The organism is Bifidobacterium tibiigranuli (assembly GCF_009371885.1).
GTDB classification, from domain to species: Bacteria; Actinomycetota; Actinomycetes; order Actinomycetales; family Bifidobacteriaceae; genus Bifidobacterium; species Bifidobacterium tibiigranuli.
This window is the reverse complement of the sequence record NZ_QLZA01000003.1, coordinates 183,647-199,762: the sequence shown is the minus strand read 5'-3', so window position 1 is coordinate 199,762 and position 16,116 is coordinate 183,647. Positions and strand designations below refer to the sequence as shown.

Genomic DNA, 16,116 nt, shown 5'->3' with positions numbered 1-16,116 from the left:
CTTGATCTTGGAATCATCGACGGTGAAAATCGCTGAGACGCCGCCGATCTTGGGACCGGACTCGATCTCCTTGAGCAGCGTGGCCACCGCATCCGGCTCGGCTACCGTATCGCCGTCGACGCCGAGCACATAGTCGAAGGGCGCGATCATGGAATAGCCCGTAGTTGAGCGCGCCGACCTTCTTCTCCGCGTTCTTGCCGATGTCGTGAATGTACACGGCGCACACCATGGTGCGCTCGGCATTTGATTTTCTGTGCACGCCGGCGAATTCACGGGCTTTCTGCAAAGTCCGGTCGTTGGAATTGTTGATGACGACGTGGATTTCGTCGGGGGTGAGCGTCTGGTCGAGCAGGGACTGGATCACGTCCCCGATGGTGCTCTCTTCGTTGTAGGCGGGGATGACGCACCCGATGAGCGGGTGCTCGACGTGGGCGAAGTCTTCGCGCAGCAGCGAAAGGTCGTCGTCCAGATCATGCAGATCGTCATCCTCCGTGGGGACGTTCCAGCCGGCAAAACCATCATCGATGGATGTGACGGGCGTCAGTGTGCGGTCCATGTCAGGTCCTTTCAACAGTGCCTTTTTCAGTGCTTTGTTCAGCAGTGCAACGCTCGGGGTTTGCAACTTAAGACCATGAAAGGATTGTGCTGTTTCGGACGTGATACGAGGCGCTCAGGTTTCGCGCAAATGTCGCGCAGCCTCTCCGCAACTGCGCAGGATTCGCCTAGGGGTTACGCAAGGGTGGCGCAGTGCTGGCGCATAATCGCTGCAAATCCGCAGACTTCGCTCAGGATTTGCGCAAATCCTGAGCACGCGCTGACCGCTGACGCGCGCAAGCCGATGATTGCGAGAGACAATGCCTCAGGAGCATGCCGGGGGAATAGGGGAGAGATGCCGGTGCCTCGCCTCAGGCCTGCTGGGGCGTGAGGGCCTCGCTCGCGCCGAACAGCTGCGGCGATGAGGGGAATCTGACGGTGATGGTGGTTCCCTTGCCTGGCTCGGAGGTGATGTCGAGACTGCTGTGCAAGCGGCGGACGATCATATCGCATGTGTACAGGCCGATTCCGCTGCCGTCGACGTCGGAGCCCTTCGCATTGCTTGCGCGATAGTACATGCTGCGGATGCTGTCCAGCTCCTCGTGCGGTATGCCGACCCCGGAATCGGAGATTTCCACGAGAATGTTGCCCGAAGCGGTGCTGGCGCTGACGAAGATGCTGCCGTTGGCCTTATTGTATTTGACGGCGTTCGAGACGAGATTGGACAGCAGCAGCCGGATCTGGCCTTCGTCGGCCACCGCGACGAGGCTGTCGTCGAGTCTGGTGCGCAGCCGAATGCCGCGCTCGTTCATCTGCCAGCCGAATGATGCCAGCACTTCATTGATGATCGGGATGATATCGGTGCGCTGGGCCGTTTTTTCGGCATCCTCAGCCAGACCGAGTCCCCGGTTGACCATCGTCTGCGGCGCAAGCATGGAGTTGAGGCGTTCGGCGTTGCGCAGCGCGATGTCGAGGTGGGAGCGGGTCTCATCGCTGATCTGGTCGCCGTCCAGCTCAAGCGAAATGTACCCGATGATGGAGGTCAGCGGCACTCGCAGATCGTGCGATATGAGGGCATATCGGTCGATGGCACTGTGGTCGATGGCGCTGTGATTGATGTTGCTGCGGTCGAATTCCCCAGGGTCGGTGGCGGCGCTGTCGGAATCGTAGCGGTCGTAGGCGGCGGCATGGAGCGCTTCGGGGCTGCTTTCCGGCCCGACGACGGCAGTGGCATGCTCAGCCGCGGCGGCCGGATTGGCGGCGTTCTCGTTGCCTCCGCGCCTGCCTCCGGTTGCGCCGTTGTTGCCTGCGCCATCGCGTATATGCCAGATGAATATGGTGATGGTGGCAACGATCAGCATAATGGGGAGCAGACTGGGCAGCCGCAGCAGCATGATGGTGGCTGATGTGCCTTGGAACAGCCCGGTGATCACGATGATGACGGCCGCCAGGCCGATGCACAGGCCGACCTGTCGTCTCATGGCGCGCGCCGACCACAGCACCGGGAATACGACAAGCAGCCACGGTCGGGCGAGCGGAATCGCTATGGACAGCGCCTCCGCCGACAGCAGCATGATCGCGCATATCACGATGCCGCCCACCGGGTGCGCGCACCGATCGCGGGCACGACGATGCACACGAGCGTGGTGGCCAGCGCCACGACGCCTGCGATCAGCAGCACGCCAGCATTGCTGACCCCGACGCCGATGAAAATCATTGACAGCGCCGCCGCGGCCCCGGCAAGGAACCACGCCAGCACCAAGCCGACGAACTCGCGCTGCAGCGAGGTCGAGGCGGCGTAGAACGGGAACCGCCTGCTGCGTTCCTTTGCGGCCGGAGTCGGCTGCGCCGGTCGTTTGTCTGTTGTCGTGGTCATCGTTTGCCCCGCCTTCTCGCGCAAGGGTGAATGAGTGCTGATAGCTACTCTACTATGAACAGGTTTTGCGTCCCTCGGCTATTTCTCATCGATTCCTATGCGACACGCCCGGGTTAAGGCGCACGGGTCGGGTGATAGCGATTCCGGCTCGCGGAATTGCGCCATCGAAAATCGCTATCGGGCGACTTGTGTATCCCAATCCGGGCGTGTCGCATGTGACGTGGCGCGGTTGTGCGCGATGCCTCGAGCGTGCTAGGGTGTGGCCTTGCAAGACACGGGAGCTGGAAAGCTGAGAGGGAGATAGTATCTCCGACCGTTGAACGTGACACGGCTAATACCGTCGAACGAAGTCAATGCCTATCTTGGTATTCCTTCTCGTGATACCTATGTCTGCCGGTTCCTTTTTGGGGCGGGCGGGCAGCATTGGAGGAGAATAATGTCTGCAAGCAACAACAACCATCAATTTGACGGGCCATCGTCTGTGTCATCGTCTACATCGTCCGCGTCGTCTGTATCGTCGTCGGCGAATGGCGCGGCGCAAGGTCGCGGCGTCCGCGTCGTTACGCGCAGCCGCCACTGGTACCGCTGGCGTCCGGTCGATATCACCGTCGCCTCGGTTATCGGCGTGGCGTCCGGCCTGGTGTTCTGGGCCTTCGATCTGATTGTCACCGCCCCGACCGCCGTGCTGAAAGGCTTCGTCCCCGGATTGGAAGGCGCATTGAACGGCTTCTGGTATTTCGGTGGCGTGCTGGCGCTGATCATCGTGCGCAAGCCCGGAGCCGGGCTGTACGCGGAAACCGTGGGCGCGTTGCTTGAGCTGGCGCTCGGCAACCAGTGGGGCGCGGCCGGTTCGCTGGTCGCCGGAATCGTCCAAGGCGTCTTCGCTGAAATTGGCTTCCTGGTCGTGGCATATAAGCTCTGGAACGTCTGGACTGCAACGCTTTCGGGAGTCATGACCGCAATCGGCGGCGCGGCCTGGTCGCTCGTGACGGCCTATGCCGGCATGGACAGCATGGGGGACTTCGGCATCATATACATCGTGGCCAGCTGCGTTTCCGGTGCCATCGTCTCCGGCGCGCTGATGTGGTTCCTTTACCTTGGCATCGCCTGCACCGGAGCGCTGTCGCGCTTCGAATCGGGCCGCATCGCCACTGCTAGGTCGTAAACGGAACGAAAGCGCCGGTGACGCTCGGAGGTGCAGCATATTCCTTCCAGGTACGTGGGCAACTGGAACGAATCGGCCGCTGAGTTGTGGTCAGCGGCGTATTTCTGCCAGTTTCCCAAGGGTGACGCTATACAACGGACGCTGCGCTGATGCCCGGACGGGCACCGGCGCAGCGCCGCTCGCGCTCAGCCGAGGTAATCCGAGGCGTTGGTGGGACTGGACGGGACCGCGTGGCCCTCGGTCACCGTGCCGAGGCCGGAGCGATATGAGGCCCGGCCGGCAGCGATGGCGTGCTTGAAGGCGCGGGCCATGAGCGGGATGTTACCCGCGCTGGCGATTGCGGTGTAGGCCATCACGGCGTCGGCCCCCATCTCCATTGCCTCGCAGGCCTGGCTTGGCCGGCCGATGCCCGCATCGATGATGACCGGCACCCCGGCATTGGCGATGATGACCTCGATGAAATCGCGCATGCGGATGCCCTTGTTCGAGCCGATCAGCGAGCCGAGCGGCATCACGCAGGCCGCGCCCGCGTCCTCCAATTGGCGTGCGGCGATCGGGTCGGGGAACATGTAGGGCATGGCGACGAAGCCTTCGTTGGCCAGTATTTCCGTGGCTTTGATGGTTTCCGCGTTGTCAGGCAGCAAGTAGCGCTGCTCGTGCTCGATTTCGATTTTCACGAAATCGGTATGGCATACCTCGCGTGCCAGCCGTGCGATGCGCACCGCTTCCTCGGCGTTGCGCGCGCCGGAAGTGTTCGGCAGCATGGTGATGCCCTTGGGAATGTAATCGAGCAGATTGTTCTCGGTCGTACGGCATCGGCGCAGCGCCATCGTCACGATCTGCGTGCCGGCGTTCTCGATCGTCGCCTTGATGAGGTTGAGATCGTAGCGGCCGGAGCCCAGGATGAAACGGCTGGTGAAGCGGTGCCCGCCGAGTATCAGCGGATCGCCGTCGCCGGTTTCGATCGCGTCATAGGCGTGGGCGTCCGGTTCCGGCAGGATCGCCGTGTTGGTCGTGGTGCCGACCAGAGCATCAATGTCGATGGTAGTGTCGGATTCGGGTGCCGTGCTTATATTCGTGCTGCTCATAGTGCCGCCCTACGCTTCCTGCTCGCCCAGAATCAGGCGGGTGATCATATTCGCCTCGTGGCAGGCCACGATTCCCACCCGCGGCGCCATAAGTCCGGCTCCCGGCTTCGGGGCTGTGACGCCGTCGCCGCAGAAGTAGAAGTTGCTCGACACCCGCCGCGTCTCGACCAGGTTCGAGCTGCGGAAGCCTGCCATGCCAGAGGCGGAGACCAGCTTCTTGCCGGGTAGCTGCTCAAGCACGGCGTTGACCAGCAGCGTTTTGTTCTCTGGCACATCGAAGGCCTCGCAGATGATGTCGTCATTGGCGAACAGCTCGCTAACGTTCTCGTCGCTGACTTTCGTGGTGTCGATGGCGACCTCGACAAAGGGGTTGATCTGGGCGAGATTGGCCCGCAGCGCCTCGGTCTTGTACTCGCCGACATCCTTGAGGAAGTACTGCTGGCGGTTGAGATTGGTCATGTCGACGCGGTCGAAATCGACCAGATGCAGGTGCCCTACGCCGATGCGGGTGAGTGCCACCGCGATGGTCGAGCCGAGGCCGCCCAGCCCGGCGATGGCGACGTGCGCCGCGTCGAGTTTGGCCTGCGTGGCTGCCGAATGGCGTTCGGTCAGCGCATCGCGCACCTCGCTTTCGCTGACCATAGCCAGCGGATTGGGCGGGGTGGTGAACGCGGTGCGGCGCGCTTCGAACTGCGTTTGCGATGCTGATGGGGTGAATCCCTGTGGTATCGGCATGTCAGCCTCCCTGCACGAAAGTGACGATTTCGAGCGTATCGGTGCCCTTGAGCGTGGTCTGCGCACGCTGGGTTCTGGGCACGATGGCGCCGTTGAGTTCGACGGCGACCCGGTTGGCGTCGAACCCTTTGGTTGCGATGAGGTCGGCGACGCTTATCGGCGTCGCGACCTCCTCCTGTGTTCCGTTGACGATCATGCGATCTTCCCTTCCGTTGCGCGTATCGTGGCAGCTTGTGCTGCGCGGAGCAGCGCGGTGCAAGCCGTCATGATACGAAAAAAGGGTCGCTGGAAAGGCCGTACCCTGTGAGGTGGTGCGCCCCTCCATGACCCTAATCATGTGATATGCAATATTCAGTTATCGCGAACGGCGGCGCGACGACAGGCCATGTATGGCATGGCACTGTCAGAATGCGAGGGATGCGGAAAGCCGCCAGCTATGGCGACATCAACAACTCGTTTCCTTACGGCGGCATTACCCGCGTCAAGTTCTCGGTCGAAGTCCGCGACTTCCTCTCAGCCCTTTCGAGCTCCCGTTCGGTTGTGTCTTCATCATGGCCGCGCCCGCGGACAAGCGTATCGATGAAAGCGGTGCGGTGCGGCGGACTGAGAACTGCTGCGCTGTCGGTGGCTATGCTATGCCCGTCCACCCCTATGCCATGATGGAGGCATGGCAACTGACGATGACGTGCGGCGCGCACGCAACCGCGCGACGGTTGAGACTTTTCTGCATTCCGGTCATGGCGATGCGCTGCTGCGTCGGCATGAACTCTTCTGCGAGGATGGGATTTCGGGGCTGTGGACCTCCGACACCGGCGAACCGGTGTTCGTGCAGGGGCGCGAGTCGATTGCGCGCTACGACCTGTGGTCGGCCAAGCATTTTCCGGATTGGCAGTGGCATGATATCGCTATCTGGACAACCAACGACGCCGATGTGGTCTGGGCGGAATGCGACGGTTCGGGCACACTGAACCTGCCCGGGCATGATTCGGTGCAGTATACGAATCATTTCCTGTATTGCTTTGATATGCGCGACGGCCTGATCGTCCGCGAACGCGAATTCATGAACCCCGTCGTCGAGATGAAGGCACTGGGGCTGGCGACGCCGACGATTGACCTCGGCGATTTTCCTGACTGATCCGCAGCGAACCAGTGACTAACCAGCACTGCCAAACGATACTGTGGCAATTGTGGCACATATCGACAGAAGATAGTTGAAATTTCGGAAGGGCGCTTCATGCAGCAGGAACAACAGCAGAACGCAACAGATCGCGGTGGCACGGCTGAGCTTGCGGGCTTCCAGACTCCGCGCATCGGAATGGGCCTGATGGCATTGTCAATCGAGGGGCGCCCGAGTTCGTGTGAGCAAGCCATCGACACGATTCACGCCGCGCTGGATACGGGCGTGCGCTACCTCGACACCGCATGGTCCTACTACCTGCCGAGCCAGCCGGGCATCGGCGCACCTGAGGATATGGGCTACGGGGAGTTCTTGCTTCGTGATGCCCTGCGCTCCTGGGACGGCCCGCGCGACGAGGTGCTGGTCGCCACCAAAACCGGATTCCGCCGCACCTGCGATGCCGGTGCGGCGTTTGCGCGCGGGGCTGAGAGCGGCGAGAAATCAGGGAATGCCGGCGATGCTGCTGCCTCGCGTCAGCAGTTGCAGACGGCGGGCAGCCGTTATGGCTGGCTGGCTGATTCGCGGCCGGAGACGATGATTCGCGACGCGAAGGAATCCGCCCAGCGGCTCGGCGTTGAAACACTTGAACTGCTGTTTTCGCACGGCCCTGATCCGGCGGTGCCTTACGAGGACCAGATGGGCGCGTTGCGGCAGCTGATTGATGAAGGAGTCGTGCATTGCGCTGGAATCTCGCGGGTCGACAACCATCAGATCGATATCGCCGCATCCACGCTCGGAAGCCATCTCGTCGCGGTGCAGAACCAGTTCTCGCCCTCTTGCCGTGACGGGGAGGAGACTATGCGGCATTGCGCCGAACTGGGCCTGGCCTACATCTGCTTTTCGCCTTTGGGTGGATTCCTTGACTCCTTCGACCACGCAGCCTACGACCCCTTCCGCGCGGTCGCGGCCGAGCGCGGAGTGTCCTACCAGCGTGTCGTGCTCGCCTGGGAGCTGACACGATATCAGCGCCTCTTCGTCATTCCCAGCGCCCGCAACCCGCACGAGATTCGCGATTCCTTCGCGGCCGAAGATTTCAAGCTCAGCGAGCAGGAGCTTCGGATACTGTCCGGCAAGTGATGCGTAAGCAGACAGGTTCACTGATCCATTTCGAGGACAGCTCGGCAAGGGCCACGATGTTTTTGGGAGAATTGGATTGTCGCTTTGCAGTGGTCGCGAGTGGCCTGTGAATTCATTAGGTTGATTTGGGGAAGTTACGGGGGCTCGCGCGTCGGATTACTCGTGCGGCGCTACTCGAAAACGGCAGTATTCCGCCAAAGTGTTGTACGCAGAATTCGGCGGCTACTTCGCGAAGGGCCTAATGAACGAAAAATGTGCCTAATGAGTGGTTAAGTCCTGCTCGAGCCCTGCTGATTGGGCGTAATCGCCGCAGCATCTACCTCAGGCCGTTCATTAGGTCTTTTTTCGTTCATTAGGCCGATGCGAGAGTACGCGCTTGCTCAGGGCGCCGCACGATTCCTGCAATTCCGCCAATCCTGAGTATGGACAGTTGCTCGAAAAGCCTTGTGCAGGGGTGGTTTGCAAGGAAATAGACCTAATGAATGACGGGTGAGCGAGCAGGAACAGCGATTCGCGCGATTTTCTATTATTAATGATAATCGTTTGCGATTTGTGGATTTTGAGTGTATGCTCCGAAAATATGACATTCTCAGAGCAGCCATACGAAGCCGTAGCCAGCCGTCGCGGCAGTCGTGAGACGAAGCGAATCATGGCATCGGGCCGTCCGCAGGCGCAGCAACGCGACGGTTCGGTCATTGCTGTGCGCGCATCGCGCAGCAACTTGGCTCAATCTGCTCCAATTGCGCCAAACCGCAAAATCAGTAAACCTGCGAAGCGGCGTGGCGCTGGCAGACCTCCGGTGCTGTCGCCGGAGGAGATCGGCCGCGCGGCGCTGGCGATGGGGCTTGAAGGGCTGACGTTCCTGGCATTGTCCAAGCGGCTTGGCGTCTCGCAGGCGACGCTGTATCGCTATGCGCCCACTAAAGATGATGTGCTGCAACTGGCGCTAGAGGTGGGGTTGGCCGGGCTCGAGCTTAATGTGCGTGCTGATGACAGCTGGCGCTCGTTGTTCATGCGGACCGTGGAGCGGGTGTGGAACGTCCTCGGCGCCATGCCCGGTGCGGCCGACGCGATCAGCCGAGGCATCGTGTGCGCCAAACTGATGCGTTCCTCGCAGATGCTTGACGATGCGCTGGCTGCGCGAGGCTTTTCCGTGGCAGATGCGGCGTTCGCCGTCGATATGGTATTCGATATCGTGCTTGATCAGCGGCGCGGCGCCGATATGCTCGATCTCGACCATTGCGCTAAAAGCGACGACAAACTCGATAATGGCAGAGGTACAGAAGGTGGCGACGCAGAGAGCGCATGGGCGTCGCGGCATGTCGACCGCGAGCGATTCAAAGCCGATTGGGCGAAGACGGGGCAGCCTGATGACGCTGTGTCGTCTCGCTCAGTGGCATCTCATTCAGTGGCATCGTCCCAATCAGCGGAATCTCGGTCGGATGGATCGCAGCCAATGGAAGCTGTATCGGTGTCATCCCCATCGGCACCGTCTTCCGCGACAGCTTCGCAGGCCTTGATTGCAGCCGATCGGCGTACGGTGATGCTGCGCAAAGTCGATATCGCGCTCGCCGGGTTTGAAGCTTCGGGCATGATTCGCAGTTCCTAGTTTGCGGAGCATGCTTCCAGAAAAGCGGTTGTGAAAGCGGTTACCGAACAACGTGAAAAAGCGAGAAACGATTGAAGGGAAAAGAGCAGGAATGCAAAGACGAACAGCCGCAGCGACGGGCGATTCCGTTGCTGCGCAAGGAGTTGCGCCCACGCGGCGCAAGCGAGATGCTGACGTTCGCCAGCCATCAAATGGCAGCGGTTTCCAACGAAACGGCAACGTGCAGGCCAAGAACGCACAAGGCTGCAGGAACGCGAAATCCAGCCAAAACCAAGCTTCGCTGATGCAGTTCTTCCGTCCGGTGCGTGGCAAGATGATTGCGGCCATCGCGTTGCAAATCGTCGCGTCGCTGTTCAGCATTATGCCGTATATTGCGCTGCTTTGGCTCGCTGACGCTATTGCGGTGCCGGCCAGGCCCGACGGGCATACGGCGTGGACGCGGTGATGCTCTATTGATCGCGGTGAGTGTGGAGTCGCTTATCGCCGCGCTGGGCATGCTGCCCACGCATATCGCTGACATCGATTTGCAGGCGCGGCCGCGAATCAATCTGGCTGATACGCTGGGCAGCGTGCTGCTGGGATGATTCGATGCGAACGGCGCGGGCCGCGTACGCAAGGCGCTCAACAACGATGTCGAATCGCTGCATCATCTGGTTTCGCACAGCGTTTTGGATATCATTCCGGCCGTGGTTACGCCGCTGGTGGGCGTCTGTTCTGCTTCGTGATGGATTGGCGTATGGGGCTGATCGCGCTGATTCCGGCGGTGCTCTACATGGCCACCCTCTCGCTGATGTCGCCGCGCGACAATCGCGGGGTGATGGACCAGCTCGCGGCCAGCCTCGCCTCGGTGAGCGAGGCGATCGTCGACTACGTCGGCGGCGTGGCCGTGCTCAAGATCTTCGGGCGTGCCAAGGAAGGCTCGCGGCGATTTCGCAAGACGAGCAACGCCTTCATCAGTGACTTCCGCGCTGCTCGTCGGCCTGCAAATGCATGCGCAGGCCGTGGCGCTTATCTGGCTTTCCGCGCCGGTCGTGGCCTTGACTGCTGCTCTGGGCGGCGTGATATTCGTGGATTCGGGAAGCATCGAACCGGCCAAGGCGCTGGTCGTGGCGCTGGTGGCGCTCTCGCTGCCCGGCGCGCTGATCACCTCGGCTTCCGGCAATCAGTCCTACAGCGAGCGAGGGGCGCGAAGCGGTGGAGCGCATCACCGGACTGCTGAACGAGCCGCCGCTGCCGCAGTCCAGTAAGCCGTTGCGCTCAGCGAATCGGACAGTTGAATTCGACGACGTGCATTTCAGCTATCCGCAGGTGGATGGTGCTGATAGTGCCGATGAAGGTGGCAATATCTCTGCCGGTGAAGATGCCGCCACAACGAACGGTTCCGATGCTGCTGATATGGGCGAGCCCGCGAATGAAGCCGTCGCAGTCGTCAGCTTCACCGTGCCCGAGGGCGGCGCGGTGAAGCTGGTTGGTCCTTCGGGCGCGGGCAAATCCACGCCGGCTTTGCTGCTGGCGAGATTCCACGATGTGGACGCCGGCTCGATACGCATCGGCGGCGTCGATGTGCGCCAGATGACGGAGCCGGTGCTGCGGTCGAACGTCGGCCTCGTGCTGCAGCAGGTGCAGCTTCCATCGCTGTCGTTGAAGGAGAATAGCGTGCTGGGGCGTTTCAACGCTTCGATGGACGACATCATCGCCGCCGCCAAAGCTGCGCATATTCACGAGCGCATCATGGCGCTGCCACGCGGCTACGATTCGGTTATCGGCGATGACGCGCTGCTTTCGGGCGGCGAGGCGCAGCGCGTGTCAATCGCGCGCGTGATCCTGCGAAACACGCCGATTCTCATCATGGATGAGGCGACTTCGGCCGCCGACCCGGAAACCGAGACGGAGATCCAAAGCGCGCTGTCCGATCTGGTGGTCGGCCGCACGGTTGCCATCATCGCGCATCGTTTGCAAACCATTCAGCATGCGGACAATATTCTGGTCATCGATCATGGCCGCATTATCCAGTCCGGCTCGCACGCGCAGTTCGCCAACGCGCCGGGAGCGTACGCCGACATGTGGCAGGCGCAGCAAAGTGACAAGGGCGCACAAACCGGTGCCGCAGCCAACGCACTCACCGCTATCAGCAAGGAGGATCGCTCATGATTAAGGCATTGATGGCAATTGGCGACAAGCCGTCCAGGCGCGCTCTCAAGGTATTTCTCATTCTCGCCGCGATCAACGGTCTGGCGCAGGGCGCGGCGCTGGCGGCGCTCGTGCCGCTGCTTGTCTCGATGTTCCGGCGCGACCCGCACGGCATGTGGCTGTGGCTCGTGGCGTTCGCCGTGGCTGCGCTCATATAAACGCAGTTTTCGTCGTGCTCTCCTCGAACCATTCGTTTGCCGTCACGGTCGATGTCATCCGCGATATGCAGGGCCGGCTCGCCGACCATATGGTGCGGCTGCCGCTGGGCTGGTTCGGCGGCAGCGCGCAGGCGACGGCGTCGGGCATCGCGGTGAGCGGCACGATGTCGGTGGCGATCGTCACGCTGGCGTTCAATTGGCGGATCGGGCTGGCGCTCGTCATCGCCATTCCGGTTGTCGCGCTGGCGACGCGGCGGGGCGAACGGCGCAACGCCAAGGCCGAAACGGGCACACAAGAGGCCGAATTCGAAACCGACCGGCAGCTGCTCGAATTCGCCGACCAGCAGGTGGTGCTGCGCTCGGCGGGCATCCACGGCACGCAGCACCAGCCGCTTGCCGACGTCATCGCGGCTTGGCGCAAGGCCGGCAGAAAGTCGCTGTGGTCATCGATAGTCAGCATGATTCCCCCAGCGCATCGTGATTGATTTCGTCTTCGGCATTGCAGCTGGCCTCGGCGTGCTGCAGGCCGTGTCGGGCGATGTGGGCCCGGTGGCGATCATCGCCGTGATCGCGCTCTCCTCGCAGGTCATCAACCCGCTGCGTGTGCTCGCTGAACTGCTGACGACGCTGCGCCGTGCCGAGCTGCAACTCGATGAAGTCGCCGACGTGCTGAACGAGCCGGAGATGGCCGTTCCCGAGGTGTCTCGCATTGTAGCCCGCAGACAACGCCGTGCAGCTGGATCATGTGGTCTTTGGCTACGGCGACCGTGCGCCGGTGCTCGACGGCGTGGATCTGGAGCTCGAACCCGGCACGGTCACCGCACTCGTCGAGCCGTCCGGCTCCGGCAAGACGACAGTCACACGGCTTATCGCGCGTTTCTGGGACGCGAATCAGGGCGCGGTGCGCATCGGCGGCGTCGACGTCAAGGATTTGAGCGATGAGTACCGCGCCGCTCAGCTCTCGCTCGTGTTCCAGGATGCGTACCTGTTCAACGAGTCGCTGCGCGAGAATATCGCGCTGGGCGACCCGGACGCCAGCGAGTCGGAGGTGCTGCATGCGGCCGAACTCGCGCAGGTCACGCCGATTGCCGAGCGCATCCCCGGCGGCTGGGATGGTTCGGTAGGCGAAGGCGGGAAGCTGCTTTCGGGCGGCGACCGCCAGCGCGTTTCCATCGCCCGCGCATTGCTCAAGAAAGCGCCGATTCTCTTGCTTGACGAGGCGATCGCCGCGCTGGACCGGCCATACGCGCTACCATCGAGTCGCTGCGAGGCCAAGTCACGGTGCCCATCATTGAGCATCAGGCCGAAACCATCGCCAACGCCGACCGCGTCGCGTTCCTTGAGCACGGCCGCATCTCCGCGCTCGGTACTCATCAGGAGCTGTTCGCCAGCAACACGCGCTACGCCGCCTTCTGGTCCGGCCGCGTCCAAGCCCAGCAGTGGCAGCTTAGCGGCAGTCATGTGAATTATAAGGGCCGCAGCCCTCTCTATATATATCTACACAAGTCGGGTGGTAGCGATTTCGACTGGCGGAATACCGCCAACTGAAATCGCTACCACCCGACTTGTGTAGATCACCCCGGGCGTGTTGTGGTTTGACCCGATAATTCGATTCCTCAAATAGCACATACTGTGAAAAGTTCATAGTGTGAGGTAATATATCAAGTATATGGAGCTTTGCATGCCGTATATGCAGGGTTGGCGCGCGCGGATGGCATGGTCATCATATTGACAGACAATGCGCGATGCACGCCAAACGGCTATGCGCCACGCGGGCACATGCCGAAACTATATGCCACGAAAAACGGGAAGAGGGAGTCGCATGGGGTTCGAGCAGGAGGCGTTCGAGACGCTGCTTGCCAATGTCATGAGCAAGCGTTCGCTGGCGGCCAAGCAATACTCGCGATATGCATCCGGCGAGCCGTTCGTGCTGCGCCATTTGCGCAAGCATGGGACGGCGATGCCATCCCAGCTCGCATCGGCCCTGCGATCCAGCTCGGGCCGCATCTCCGCAGTGCTCTCGTCCTTGGAGAAAAAGGGCTTCGTAACGCGCGAGGTCGATGTCAAGGATCGGCGCAATATCCTTGTTTCCATAACCGATGCCGGGCGTGAGCAGTCAATTAAAGACCGCGACGAGGTCAGGTCGTCGATATGCTGGATTTTCACGCAGATGGGCGAGCGACGAACCAGGGATTTCGTCGATCTGGTCATCGAGTTTCATGTCTATATGTCAATCTGCAAGCCCGGCGAGCCGCGCCCGACGCGCGAGGAGATCGAGAAGGCCTTCGCAAGCCTGCCGCACGACGAGCAGGGCGTTGGCCGATTGGCAGGCCGAGTCGGCGTGATTCCGGCAAGACGTTCCTCAATTCGGCGCTAGTCAATATCCCCATCGGACATGGTGTCGCAAAAATACGCGCTGGGCGAATTTCGTGATGTTTTGACGGAAACGAATTGCTTCTCGATTTCGGTGTGTATTATCTAATACCGTAAGAAATTAATAAACGAAGCAAATTAAGAACAAAACTTCCAAGAATTTCCAAGAATCTTCGCAATCCTTAAGGAAGGATAGCACATGCTGCGCATCTGCAAATATCTCTCCAGATCGGAGATCGGGCAGCTGCTGATCGGGCTCGTATTCATCGTGGGGCAGATCTGGTTTGATCTCAAGCTTCCGGACTACATGTCCGATATCACGCGGCTCGTCGAAACCCCGGGCAGCAACATGCACGACATCTGGGTGGCTGGCGGCAAAATGCTGCTCATCTCGCTGGGCTCCGTGCTGTGCGCGATCGCGACCGGCTACGTCGCGGCGCGGGTCGGCGCCTCATTCAGCCAGCGCCTGCGCTCGCTCGAATTCCGCAAGGTCGAATCCTTCGGCCCCGCGGAGATGAGCCGCTTCTCCACGGCGAGCCTCATCACCCGCTCGACCAACGACATCACACAGATTCAGATGTTCGTCACCATGGGCCTGCTGCTGCTCGTCAAATCGCCGATCATGGCCGTATGGGCCATATGCAAGATCGCAGGCAAGGGCGTGGACTGGACGATAGCCACCGCCGTCGCCGTCGGCGTGCTGCTCGTGATCATCGGCGCGCTCATGACTATGGTCGTGCCGAAGTTCCGCAGCATGCAGCGCCTGACCGACAACATCAACCTCGTGGCCCGCGAGAACCTCACCGGTCTGCGCGTCGTGCGCGCCTACAACGCAGAAGACTACCAGCAGACGAAATACGACGAGGCCAACAAGGAGCTGAGCGACACCTATCTGTTCACCAACCGTGCCATGTCGGTGATGATGCCATTGATCAATACCGTGATGAACGGCCTGATGCTGGCGATCTACTGGATCGGCGCTTATCTCATCAACTCGGCTGGCATCCAGGACAAGCTCACGCTGTTCTCAAATATGGTCGTCTTTTCCAGCTACTCGGTGCAGGTCATCATGAGCTTCCTGCTGATGAGCATGGTCTTCGTGCTGCTGCCGCGCGCCGATGCGTCCGCGGACCGTATCCTCGAAGTGCTCGACACCGATCCGATGGTGGCCGATGGCGCGAAGAACGCTGCCGGTGCCGCTGATGCCGTCACTACCGCAACCGCAGCCGCCCCCAAGGGCACGGTCGAGTTCGAGAACGTGAGCTTCGCCTATCCGGATTCGCGCGAGGCGATGCTCGAAGGCATCACCTTCAGTGCAAATCCCGGCCAGACGGTCGCCTTCATCGGCTCGACCGGCTCGGGCAAGTCCTCGCTGGTCAACCTCGTGCCGCGCTTCTACGACGCGACCGAAGGCCAGGTGCTGGTCGACGGCGTGGACGTGCGTAACTACACGCTCAAGGCTCTTCGCGACAAAATCGGCTACGTGCCGCAGCAATCGGTGCTATTCAAGGGAACGGTCGCTTCGAATATCCGCTACGGCGACCGCCCGCAGGATTCCGCCGACGTCGAGCTGGTCGACACGTCCAGCATCCAGGGCCGCAGGCGCGAAGCCGAGCTGATGAAGTATGCGAACGACGTGCAGGACCTCGGCGACGAGCAGCAGGTGCACAAGGCTGCCGAAGTCGCGCAGGCCGATGAGTTCATCGAGACCATGGACGGTACCTATGATGCCGCAATCGCGCAGGGCGGCTCCAACGTCTCGGGCGGCCAGAAGCAGCGGCTTTCCATCGCCCGCGCAGTGTATCGCCACCCGGAAATCCTGATCTTCGATGATTCCTTCAGCGCCTTGGACTTCAAGACCGACCGCGCCGTACGCGACGAGCTTGCCAAGGAAGCCAAGGATTCCACGAAGCTGATTGTCGCCCAGCGCATCGGCACGATCATGGATGCCGACCGCATCGTCGTGCTCGACGACGGCAAGGTGGTCGGGCAAGGCACCCACCGCGAGCTGCTGGAAAATTGCAGCGTGTACCGCGAAATCGCCGAGTCCCAGCTCAGCCCGGACGAGCTGGCCGCGTGAGGCTAGGCGTTGTGATGTTGGCCGCGAGACGCTGCGCAGGTGCGCAGATGCCAG

General features: G+C 61.3%; 20 protein-coding genes. 13 read left to right on the top strand and 7 right to left on the bottom strand.

Annotated features, from left to right (window positions below):
- Positions 1 to 13 precede the first annotated feature (13 nt).
- The 3 genes from DDF78_RS03720 to DDF78_RS03710 all read right to left on the bottom strand — a co-directional run bounded on the left by DDF78_RS03720 (position 14) and on the right by DDF78_RS03710 (position 2,410).
- Positions 14 to 556 carry a glycosyltransferase gene (locus DDF78_RS03720; RefSeq protein WP_152580437.1) on the bottom strand — a complete coding sequence of 181 codons (543 nt, stop codon included), beginning with the start codon at positions 554 to 556 and terminating at the stop codon, positions 14 to 16.
- 349 nt (positions 557 to 905) lie between these two features.
- A complete protein-coding gene (locus DDF78_RS03715) occupies positions 906 to 2,123 on the bottom strand; it encodes a sensor histidine kinase (protein ID WP_152580436.1) in 1,218 nt (405 codons plus the stop codon).
- A complete protein-coding gene (locus tag DDF78_RS03710; RefSeq protein WP_152580435.1) occupies positions 2,120 to 2,410 on the bottom strand; it encodes a hypothetical protein in 291 nt (96 codons plus the stop codon). The genes DDF78_RS03715 and DDF78_RS03710 overlap by 4 nt, the downstream gene beginning before the upstream one ends.
- 436 nt (positions 2,411 to 2,846) lie before the next feature.
- Here DDF78_RS03710 and DDF78_RS03705 point away from each other — a divergent pair, with 436 nt between their 5' ends.
- Positions 2,847 to 3,575 carry an ECF transporter S component gene (locus DDF78_RS03705; protein ID WP_152580434.1) on the top strand — a complete coding sequence of 243 codons (729 nt, stop codon included), beginning with the start codon at positions 2,847 to 2,849 and terminating at the stop codon, positions 3,573 to 3,575.
- Positions 3,576 to 3,760: 185 nt separating this feature from the next.
- Here DDF78_RS03705 and DDF78_RS03700 read toward each other — a convergent pair whose 3' ends face one another.
- The 3 genes from DDF78_RS03700 to thiS are packed head-to-tail and all read right to left on the bottom strand — an operon-like array spanning position 3,761 to position 5,594.
- On the bottom strand, positions 3,761 to 4,663 hold the full coding sequence (locus tag DDF78_RS03700; RefSeq protein WP_152580433.1) for a thiazole synthase: 903 nt from the start codon (positions 4,661 to 4,663) through the stop codon (positions 3,761 to 3,763).
- Between the two features lie 9 nt (positions 4,664 to 4,672).
- Positions 4,673 to 5,398: a sulfur carrier protein ThiS adenylyltransferase ThiF gene (thiF, locus tag DDF78_RS03695; protein ID WP_152580432.1), complete on the bottom strand. Its 726-nt coding sequence runs from the start codon at positions 5,396 to 5,398 to the stop codon at positions 4,673 to 4,675.
- Between the two features lies 1 nt (position 5,399).
- Positions 5,400 to 5,594 (bottom strand): sulfur carrier protein ThiS, encoded by a 195-nt coding sequence (thiS, locus tag DDF78_RS03690; RefSeq protein WP_152580431.1) that lies wholly within the window; start codon positions 5,592 to 5,594, stop codon positions 5,400 to 5,402.
- Positions 5,595 to 6,065: 471 nt separating this feature from the next.
- Here thiS and DDF78_RS03685 point away from each other — a divergent pair, with 471 nt between their 5' ends.
- The 9 genes from DDF78_RS03685 (at position 6,066) to DDF78_RS03650 (ending at position 12,094) form a co-directional block, all read left to right on the top strand.
- Positions 6,066 to 6,533, top strand: coding sequence for a PhzA/PhzB family protein (locus DDF78_RS03685; RefSeq protein WP_152580430.1), 468 nt, complete (start codon positions 6,066 to 6,068; stop codon positions 6,531 to 6,533).
- A gap of 99 nt (positions 6,534 to 6,632) precedes the next feature.
- Positions 6,633 to 7,652 carry an aldo/keto reductase gene (locus DDF78_RS03680; RefSeq protein WP_152580429.1) on the top strand — a complete coding sequence of 340 codons (1,020 nt, stop codon included), beginning with the start codon at positions 6,633 to 6,635 and terminating at the stop codon, positions 7,650 to 7,652.
- Between the two features lie 580 nt (positions 7,653 to 8,232).
- Positions 8,233 to 9,261 carry a TetR family transcriptional regulator gene (locus tag DDF78_RS03675; RefSeq protein WP_162000677.1) on the top strand — a complete coding sequence of 343 codons (1,029 nt, stop codon included), beginning with the start codon at positions 8,233 to 8,235 and terminating at the stop codon, positions 9,259 to 9,261.
- A 91-nt stretch (positions 9,262 to 9,352) separates the two neighbouring features.
- Entirely contained in the window at positions 9,353 to 9,706 is a 354-nt protein-coding gene (locus tag DDF78_RS03670; RefSeq protein ID WP_152580427.1) for a hypothetical protein, read from the top strand.
- A 16-nt stretch (positions 9,707 to 9,722) separates the two neighbouring features.
- Complete coding sequence (locus DDF78_RS12190; protein WP_272869813.1) at positions 9,723 to 9,845, top strand: hypothetical protein; 123 nt, start codon at positions 9,723 to 9,725, stop codon at positions 9,843 to 9,845.
- A 372-nt stretch (positions 9,846 to 10,217) separates the two neighbouring features.
- Positions 10,218 to 10,508 carry a hypothetical protein gene (locus tag DDF78_RS11825; protein WP_152580426.1) on the top strand — a complete coding sequence of 97 codons (291 nt, stop codon included), beginning with the start codon at positions 10,218 to 10,220 and terminating at the stop codon, positions 10,506 to 10,508.
- On the top strand, positions 10,456 to 11,412 hold the full coding sequence (locus tag DDF78_RS03660) for an ABC transporter ATP-binding protein (RefSeq protein WP_202613194.1): 957 nt from the start codon (positions 10,456 to 10,458) through the stop codon (positions 11,410 to 11,412). Before DDF78_RS11825 ends, DDF78_RS03660 begins: the two co-directional genes overlap by 53 nt.
- Positions 11,409 to 11,609 (top strand): hypothetical protein, encoded by a 201-nt coding sequence (locus DDF78_RS03655; RefSeq protein WP_152580425.1) that lies wholly within the window; start codon positions 11,409 to 11,411, stop codon positions 11,607 to 11,609. Before DDF78_RS03660 ends, DDF78_RS03655 begins: the two co-directional genes overlap by 4 nt.
- A 14-nt stretch (positions 11,610 to 11,623) precedes the next feature.
- Complete coding sequence (locus tag DDF78_RS03650; protein ID WP_152580424.1) at positions 11,624 to 12,094, top strand: ABC transporter ATP-binding protein; 471 nt, start codon at positions 11,624 to 11,626, stop codon at positions 12,092 to 12,094.
- On the opposite strand, the gene DDF78_RS03645 is transcribed toward DDF78_RS03650, so the two are convergent.
- Entirely contained in the window at positions 12,063 to 12,335 is a 273-nt protein-coding gene (locus DDF78_RS03645; protein WP_152580423.1) for a hypothetical protein, read from the bottom strand. The two genes, DDF78_RS03650 and DDF78_RS03645, sit on opposite strands and share 32 nt — an antisense overlap.
- A 4-nt stretch (positions 12,336 to 12,339) precedes the next feature.
- Here DDF78_RS03645 and DDF78_RS03640 point away from each other — a divergent pair, with 4 nt between their 5' ends.
- The 3 genes from DDF78_RS03640 to DDF78_RS03630 all read left to right on the top strand — a co-directional run bounded on the left by DDF78_RS03640 (position 12,340) and on the right by DDF78_RS03630 (position 16,062).
- The gene (locus DDF78_RS03640) at positions 12,340 to 13,074 is read left to right on the top strand and encodes an ATP-binding cassette domain-containing protein (protein WP_152580422.1); all 735 of its coding nucleotides are present in this window, start codon (positions 12,340 to 12,342) and stop codon (positions 13,072 to 13,074) included.
- A 357-nt stretch (positions 13,075 to 13,431) separates the two neighbouring features.
- On the top strand, positions 13,432 to 13,986 hold the full coding sequence (locus tag DDF78_RS03635) for a MarR family winged helix-turn-helix transcriptional regulator (protein WP_152580421.1): 555 nt from the start codon (positions 13,432 to 13,434) through the stop codon (positions 13,984 to 13,986).
- Between the two features lie 195 nt (positions 13,987 to 14,181).
- A complete protein-coding gene (locus DDF78_RS03630; protein WP_152580420.1) occupies positions 14,182 to 16,062 on the top strand; it encodes an ABC transporter ATP-binding protein in 1,881 nt (626 codons plus the stop codon).
- Positions 16,063 to 16,116: the final 54 nt, after the last annotated feature.